This window comes from Angustibacter speluncae (genome assembly GCF_054777815.1).
The window spans coordinates 1-7172 of record NZ_BAAHAF010000192.1 but is presented as its reverse complement, the minus strand read 5'-3'; the positions used below and the strand labels follow the sequence as shown (position 1 = coordinate 7172).

The 7172-nt window shown below is 75.6% G+C and carries 7 protein-coding genes; 1 reads left to right on the top strand and 6 read right to left on the bottom strand.

The genetic code is table 11. The annotated features are described in order from the left end of the window. Positions 1-237: 237 nt before the first annotated feature. Complete coding sequence (locus ACYVKY_RS20900) at positions 238-789, top strand: putative immunity protein (protein ID WP_460436912.1); 552 nt, start codon at positions 238-240, stop codon at positions 787-789. Here ACYVKY_RS20900 and ACYVKY_RS20895 read toward each other — a convergent pair. The 6 genes from ACYVKY_RS20895 to ACYVKY_RS20870 all read right to left on the bottom strand — a co-directional run. Further along, positions 786-1205 carry a hypothetical protein gene (locus ACYVKY_RS20895; protein ID WP_460436911.1) on the bottom strand — a complete coding sequence of 140 codons (420 nt, stop codon included), beginning with the start codon at positions 1203-1205 and terminating at the stop codon, positions 786-788. The two genes, ACYVKY_RS20900 and ACYVKY_RS20895, sit on opposite strands and share 4 nt — an antisense overlap. Before the next feature lie 29 nt (positions 1206-1234). Further along, positions 1235-2350 carry a glutamate 5-kinase gene (gene proB / locus ACYVKY_RS20890; RefSeq protein ID WP_460436913.1) on the bottom strand — a complete coding sequence of 372 codons (1116 nt, stop codon included), beginning with the start codon at positions 2348-2350 and terminating at the stop codon, positions 1235-1237. Positions 2351-2417: 67 nt separating this feature from the next. Beyond that, the gene (gene obgE, locus ACYVKY_RS20885) at positions 2418-3947 is read right to left on the bottom strand and encodes a GTPase Obg (RefSeq protein WP_460436910.1); all 1530 of its coding nucleotides are present in this window, start codon (positions 3945-3947) and stop codon (positions 2418-2420) included. 120 nt (positions 3948-4067) lie between these two features. Continuing rightward, positions 4068-4322, bottom strand: a complete 255-nt coding sequence (gene rpmA, locus ACYVKY_RS20880; RefSeq protein WP_460436909.1) for a bL27 family ribosomal protein — start codon at positions 4320-4322, stop codon at positions 4068-4070. Positions 4323-4368: 46 nt separating this feature from the next. After that, positions 4369-4677 (bottom strand): large ribosomal subunit protein bL21, encoded by a 309-nt coding sequence (gene rplU / locus ACYVKY_RS20875; RefSeq protein ID WP_460436908.1) that lies wholly within the window; start codon positions 4675-4677, stop codon positions 4369-4371. 158 nt (positions 4678-4835) lie between these two features. Next, positions 4836-7172 (bottom strand): Rne/Rng family ribonuclease (locus ACYVKY_RS20870; protein ID WP_460436907.1); only part of this gene is annotated, 2337 nt, incomplete at its 5' end.

The window sequence follows — 7172 nt, the reverse complement described above, 5'->3', positions numbered from 1 at the left end:
GCCACCAGCAGCCCGAGCCCGGCCAGCACCAGCGCGTGCAGCGCCGCCCCGGCGAGCGAGCGCGAGGCCTCGCGGGCGGCGCGGCAGGTGCGGAGCACCAGCTCGTCGACGGCGGTGCCCGTCCCGGCACCGGCGGCAGCGGGGGCGGGGGCGGTCGTGGTCACGTCCCCAGGCTACGGCCCCGACCGCGCGGGCCGACGGGGCGACCACGGTCCGGACGGTGGCACGATCTCGTCCGTGGCGACGACCGGCGGCGACGTCGAGCTCACCGGCGAGGAGCTGCGCGCGGTCGCGGCGTACGTCCTCGAGAGCGCCGCACCGCTGCTGCCCCTGTTCGAGCGCGAACGCCCCGACGACCCGAGGCCCCGGACGGCGCTCGACGCCGCCCGGCTGTTCGTCCACGGTGCGGCGCGCAGCCGCCTGCAGCGGGTGACCTCGCTCGACGCGCACCGCGCCGCGCGCGAGGCCCCCTCCGAGGTCGCGCGCCTCGTCGCCCGCTCGGCCGGCGACGCCGCGTCCGCCGCCTACCTGCACCCGATCGCGAAGGCGACCCAGGTCGGGCACGTCCTGCGCGCGCCGGCGAGCGCCGCGCGGGTGACCGAGCTCGAGGCCGGGGACGACCCGGCGGTCGGCGACCGCGCGATCGAGGAGGCGGCCCGGCGGGCGGACGCGACGGTGGTCGACGTGCTGCGCCGCTATCCGCACCCGACGGAGGCGGCGAACCGGGTCTCGCACCTGCTGGTGCGCCTGGACGCCCTGCTGCGCGCCCGCGGCGAGCGGGACGCCTAGAAGGGGCGCACCCCGCCGGTGACGACGTCGCGGGAGTCGACCTGGCCGGGCAGCGCGACGCGGGCGCGGCGGGTGTCGCGGTCGACGACCTCGAGGCCGACCACCTGCCAGTGCGGCAGGCCCACGCCGCGGCGGTGGTCGTTCCAGACCCGCAGCGCCAGGGCGGCGGCGTCGTCGGCGTCCTCGGCCTCGTCCCAGTACGTGATCTCGGCGCGGGTGGCGTCGTAGCGCACCCCCGCGAGGAACGGGCTGGCCAGGCACAGCCGCTCCAGCGCCATCCGCAGCTGCTCGGGGTCGGTCGGCTCGCCGCCCATCGTGACCCGGACGTGCCACAGCGGCATCGGCGCGGCGTCGTGCCGGACCACGGCGAGGTCGGGCTGGGTCACCACGGGCAGGTCGGCTGCGCCACCCTCCACGGTCCCCCCTCTCGTGGTGCCGGTGCTGCTCACCGGTGCACCAGCACCAGCGCGTCGCGGTGCACGACCTCGCGGTCGTACCCCGGGCCGTACTCGGCCACCAGGTCGGTGGTCGTGCGTCCGAGCAGCTCGGGAAGCTGCCCCGAGGAGTAGTTGACCAGCCCGCGGGCCACCGCGTCCCGGTTTTCGTCGCAGAGGTCGACCGGGTCGCCCGCGTCGAAGTCGCCCTCGACCGCCCGCACTCCCGCCGCGAGCAGCGACGCGCCGCGCGCGGTGATGGCCCGCACCGCCCCGGCGTCGAGCACCAGCCGGCCCGCGGGCTCGGCGGCGTGGGCGAGCCACAGCAGCCGGGTGGGGACGCGGCGCCCGGTGGGGGCGAACCAGGTGCCGACGTCGGCACCGGCGAGCGCGTCACCGACCTTCGCGGCGCTGGTGAGCAGCGTCGGGATGCTCGAGCTGGTCGCGGTCGCCGCCGCCTCGAGCTTGGTGACCATGCCGCCGGTGCCGACGCCCGCGGCACCGACCGAGCCCACCGTCACCTCGGCGAGGTCGGCGGGACCCTCGACGAGCGCGATCCGGCGGGCGCCTTCGCGGTGCGGCGGGCCGTCGTAGAGGGCGTCGACGTCGGAGAGCAGGACGAGCGCGTCGGCGTGCACCAGGTGCGCCACCAGGGCCGCGAGCCGGTCGTTGTCACCGAGGCGGATCTCGTGCGTGGCCACCGTGTCGTTCTCGTTCACGACCGGCACGACGCCGAGCTGCAGCAACCGGTCGAGGGTGCGCTGGGCGTTGCGGTAGTGCTGGCGGCGGACGACGTCGTCGGCGGTCAGCAGCACCTGCCCGACCTGCAGGTCGTGCGCCGCGAACGCCCGCGCATACCGGGCCACCAGCTGGCCCTGGCCGACGCTGGCCGCCGCCTGCTGGGTCGCCAGGTCGCCGGGACGGCGGGTCAGCCCGAGCGGCGCCAGGCCCGCCGCGATCGCGCCGGACGACACGAGCACGACCTGGCCGGGCACGAGCCCCTCGCGGCTGCGCCAGGCCACCAGGGCGTCGACGAGCGCCCCGAGCCGCTGCGGGTCGAGCCCGCCCGCGGCGGTGGTGAGCGAGGAGGAGCCGACCTTCACCACGATCCGCTCGGCACGCGGCAGGTCGGCCCGGTCCCGGACGCTGCCCTCTCCGCCGCGGCGGCGGTCGGCGTCCCTCACGCCTGCTCCCTCACTCGTCGTCGGGGTCGGTCCAGCGGCCGGCCCGGCGGTCGGCGGCGAGCTCGGCCCGCGCCTCGTCCATCGCCGCGCGGCGCTCGGCGTGCTGCTGGCGCTTGGCGCCGCGGGTCGGGCGCTGCGACTCCTCGAGCCGCAGGTCGGTGCCGCGCGGCCCGGCGAGCAGCTCGGCACCGCCCACGAGCGTGGGCTCCCAGTCGAAGACGACGGCGTCGCGCGGGGAGCCGATGAGCACGGTCGACCCGGCGACGGCGCCGGCCTCGAACAGCGCCTCCTCGACGCCCAGCCGCGCCAGCCGGTCGGCGAGGTAGCCGACGGCCTCGTCGTTGCTGAAGTCGGTCTGGCGCACCCAGCGCTCCGGCTTGGCGCCGCGGACGCGGTACAGCGTCTCGGCCGGGTCGGAGGGGTCCTGCTCGGCCCGGACCGTGAAGCCGGTGTCGTCGACCGCGACCGGCCGCACCACCACCCGCTGCGGCTCGAGCACCGGCGCCGCCTCGCGGGCCTCGGCGACCAGCCCGGCCATCGCGAACGACAGCTCGCGCAGCCCCGCGCGGGAGGCGGTGGAGACCTCGAAGACGCGGTACCCGCGCGCCTCGAGCTCGGGCCGCACCAGCTCGGCGAGCTCGCGCGCCTCCGGGACGTCGACCTTGTTCAGCGCCACCAGCCGCGGCCGCTCGTTCAGCGGCACCGCGCCGCCACCGAGGTCGGGGTCGACCGCGTAGGCGGCCAGCTCGGCCTCGATCACCTCGAGGTCGCTGAGCGGGTCGCGGCCCGGCTCCAGCGTGGCGCAGTCGAGGACGTGCACCAGCGCCGCGCACCGCTCGACGTGGCGCAGGAACTCCAGCCCGAGGCCCTTGCCCTCGCTCGCGCCGGGGATCAGGCCGGGGACGTCGGCGACGGTGAAGCGCACGTCGCCGGCCTCGACGACGCCGAGGTTCGGCACCAGGGTCGTGAACGGGTAGTCCGCGATCTTGGGCCGGGCGGCCGACAGCACCGCGATCAGGCTCGACTTGCCGGCGCTGGGGTAGCCGACGAGCGCGACGTCGGCGACCGACTTCAGCTCCAGGACGACGTCGTCGGCGTCGCCCGGCTCGCCCAGCAGCGCGAACCCGGGCGCCTTGCGGCGGGCCGAGGCCAGCGCCGCGTTGCCGAGCCCGCCGCGGCCGCCGGCCGCGACGACGAACCGGGTGCCGACACCCACCAGGTCGGCGAGCACCTCGCCGTCCGAGCTCTTCACGATCGTGCCGCTCGGGACGCGCAGCACGAGGTCGTCGCCGTTCTTCCCGTGCCGCATGTCGCCCGCGCCCTGGCCGCCGCGCTGCGCCGCGCGGTGCGGGCCGTGGTGGTACTCGAGCAGCGTGGTGGTGGAGGGGTCGACGAGCAGCACGACGTCGCCGCCGCGGCCGCCGTTGCCGCCGTCCGGGCCGCCGAGCGGCTTGAACTTCTCGCGGTGCACCGACGCGCAGCCGTGGCCGCCGTCTCCGCCCGCGACGTGCAGCACGACGCGGTCGACGAAGCTGGCCATGTCCGTTCTCCTGCTGGTGGTTCGGTCCCGCGGTGGCGGGTGGGACGCGAGAAGGGGTGAGCCTGGCGGCTCACCCCTTCGTCGGCGTGGAGTCGCCCCGCACGGTGGCGGGGCCGCGGGTCACTCGGCGGTGGTGATGCTCACCGTCTTGCGACCGCGACGGGTGCCGAAGGTGACGGCACCGGCAGCGAGGGCGAACAGGGTGTCGTCGCCGCCGCGGCCCACGTTCTCGCCCGGGTGGAAGTGGGTGCCGCGCTGGCGGACGATGATCTCGCCGGCGTTCACCTGCTGCCCACCGAAGCGCTTGACGCCCAGGCGCTGGGCGTTCGAGTCGCGACCGTTGCGCGTGGAGCTCGCGCCCTTCTTGTGTGCCATCTGTTCCGCCTCCTGCGGTTCTCGTGCTGGGGGTGAGCCACGAGGCTCAGGCGTCGATGCCGGTGACCTTGACCTGCGTCAGCTGGGAGCGGTAGCCCTGCCGACGGCGGTAGCCGGTCTTGTTCTTGTAACGCAGGATGGTGATCTTCGGACCCTTGGTCTCGGCCAGGATCTCGGCGGTCACCTTGGCCTTGGCGAGGGCACCGGCGTCGGAGGTGACGGTCTCGCCGTCGACGAGCAGGACCGGCCGCAGCTCGACCGTGCTGCCGGCCTCACCCGCGAGCCGATCGACGGTCAGCACGTCGCCGACGGACACCTTCTCCTGCCGGCCGCCGGCGCGGACGATCGCGTACACGTTGTGCCCACCTTCTGTCGTCGGGTCGCTGGCGCCGCACCGTGGGGCGCGCAGCAGGGTCCGCCGCGCGCGTGGTGCAGGGCGGACCACGGTCAAGGGTACGGATCGTGCCTGCCACGGGTCAAACCGGGGCGGGCGCGGTCCCGCTGCCCGCGCGCTCAGGCGCGCGGGCCCTCGTCGTCGTGCTCGTCGTCGTGCTCGTCGTCGTGCTCGTCGTCGTGCTCGGACGCCGGGTCGGACGCCTGGTCGGACGCCTGGTCGGACACCCGCTCGGGCTGCTGCTCGGGCTGCTGCTCCGACGAGGCGGGTGCCGCGTCGTCCGACGACGTCGCGCCGGCAGACGCCCCGTCCGACGGCTCGTCCTCCGACGGGCCGTCCTCGGTGGGGGCGTCGTCCTTGGCCGCCGACACCTCGGCGACGACCTCGGCCACGATCTGCTCCGCGACCTCGTCGGCGTCGACCGCCGCGAGCCCCTCGCCGCCTTCGGCGCCCGCGCCCTTGGCCCGCTCCATCGCCTTGCGGGCGGCCTCGTGCACCTTGTGCGCCTCCGCGGACGCGCGGCGCGCCTGCTCGGTCTTGGCGGGGTCCTCCTTGGGCGCCTGCTTCTGCTCCCCGCCGTTGCCGCCGCCGTTGCCGCCGCCGCCCTTGCGCTCGATCGGCTCGTCGTAGAGCGTCACGCCGCTGCCCTGGCAGTGCTCGCACGGCTCGCTGAACGCCTCGAGCAGCCCCTGGCCGACCCGCTTGCGGGTCATCTGCACCAGCCCGAGCGAGGTGACCTCGGCGACCTGGTGCTTGGTGCGGTCGCGGCCGAGGCACTCGGTGAGGCGGCGCAGCACGAGGTCGCGGTTGGACTCGAGCACCATGTCGATGAAGTCGATGACGATGATGCCGCCGACGTCGCGCAGCCGGAGCTGGCGGACGATCTCCTCGGCCGCCTCGAGGTTGTTGCGGGTGACGGTCTCCTCGAGGTTGCCGCCCGAGCCGACGAACTTGCCGGTGTTGACGTCGACCACGGTCATCGCCTCGGTGCGGTCGATGACCAGCGACCCGCCCGAGGGCAGGAACACCTTGCGGTCGAGCGCCTTGGCGATCTGCTCGTCGACCCGGTGCGCCGCGAACACGTCGCCGTCGCCGTCCCAGCGGGTGACCCGCTCGGACAGGTCGGGCGCGACCTCGTCGACGTAGCCCTTCACCGTCGACCAGGCGTCGTCGCCGGACACCACGAGCGAGGCGAAGTCCTCGTTGAAGACGTCGCGGACGACCTTCGTGGTGAGGTCGGGCTCGCCGTGCAGCATCGTCGGCGGGTTGACCGCCTTGGCCTTCTTCTCGATCTTCTCCCACTGCGCCTGCAGCCGCTGCACGTCGCGCTCGAGCTCGACCTCGCTCGCGCCCTCCGCCGCGGTGCGGACGATGACGCCGGCGTGGTCCGGCACGACCGCCTTGAGGATCTTCTTCAGCCGCGCGCGCTCGGTGTCGGGCAGCTTGCGGCTGATGCCGGTCATCGAGGAGTTCGGCACGTAGACCAGGTAGCGGCCGGGCAGCGACACCTGGCTGGTGAGCCGGGCGCCCTTGTGGCCCACGGGGTCCTTGCTGACCTGCACCAGCACGGGGTCGCCGGACTTCAGCGCCAGCTCGATGCGGCGCGGCTGGCCCTCCAGGCCGGCGGCGTCCCAGTTGACCTCGCCGGCGTACAGCACCGCGTTGCGGCCCTTGCCGATGTCGACGAACGCCGCCTCCATGCTCGGCAGCACGTTCTGCACCTTGCCGAGGTAGACGTTGCCGATCATCGACGCCGCCGCCTTGCGGGCGACGTAGTGCTCGACCAGCACGCCGTCCTCGAGCACGACGATCTGGGTGCGGCCCTCGGTCGAGCGCACCACCATCGTCCGCTCGACGGCCTCGCGGCGGGCGAGGAACTCGGCCTCGGTGATGACCTGCTTGCGGCGGCCGGACTCGCGGCCCTCGCGGCGGCGCTGCCGCTTGGCCTCGAGCCGGGTCGAGCCCTTGACCCCGACGACCTCGTCGCGGGCCGAGCGGGCCGGCCGCACCTTGGTGACGGTGTTCGGCGGGTCGTCGTCGGACGCCTCGTCGCCACCGCCGGCGCGGCGCCGGCGACGACGACGGCGCCGGCTGCTGCCGGTGCCCTCCTCGGCCTGCTCGCCGTCGCCCTGCTGCTCCTCGTCCTGGTCGCCGGACTGCTCCTCGCCGGACGCCTCGCCCTCGGCGGGTGCGTCGGACGACGACTCGTCGTCGCCGCTGCGGCGCCGGCGGCCGCGACCGCCGCGGCGTCGCTTGCGGCGCCCGCCGTCCTGCTCGTCGCCGGCCTCGTCGCCCTGCGCGTCCTGGTCGCGGGCGTCCTGGTCCTCGTCCTGCTCGTCGGCTGCGGCCGTGTCCTGCTCGGGGGCCGCGCCCTGCTCGGGGGCGGCGTCCTGGTCGGCGGCCTCCTTGGCGGCGGCGCCGCGCGACCGGGAGCGCCGGCGGCGCCCGCCGGTCGG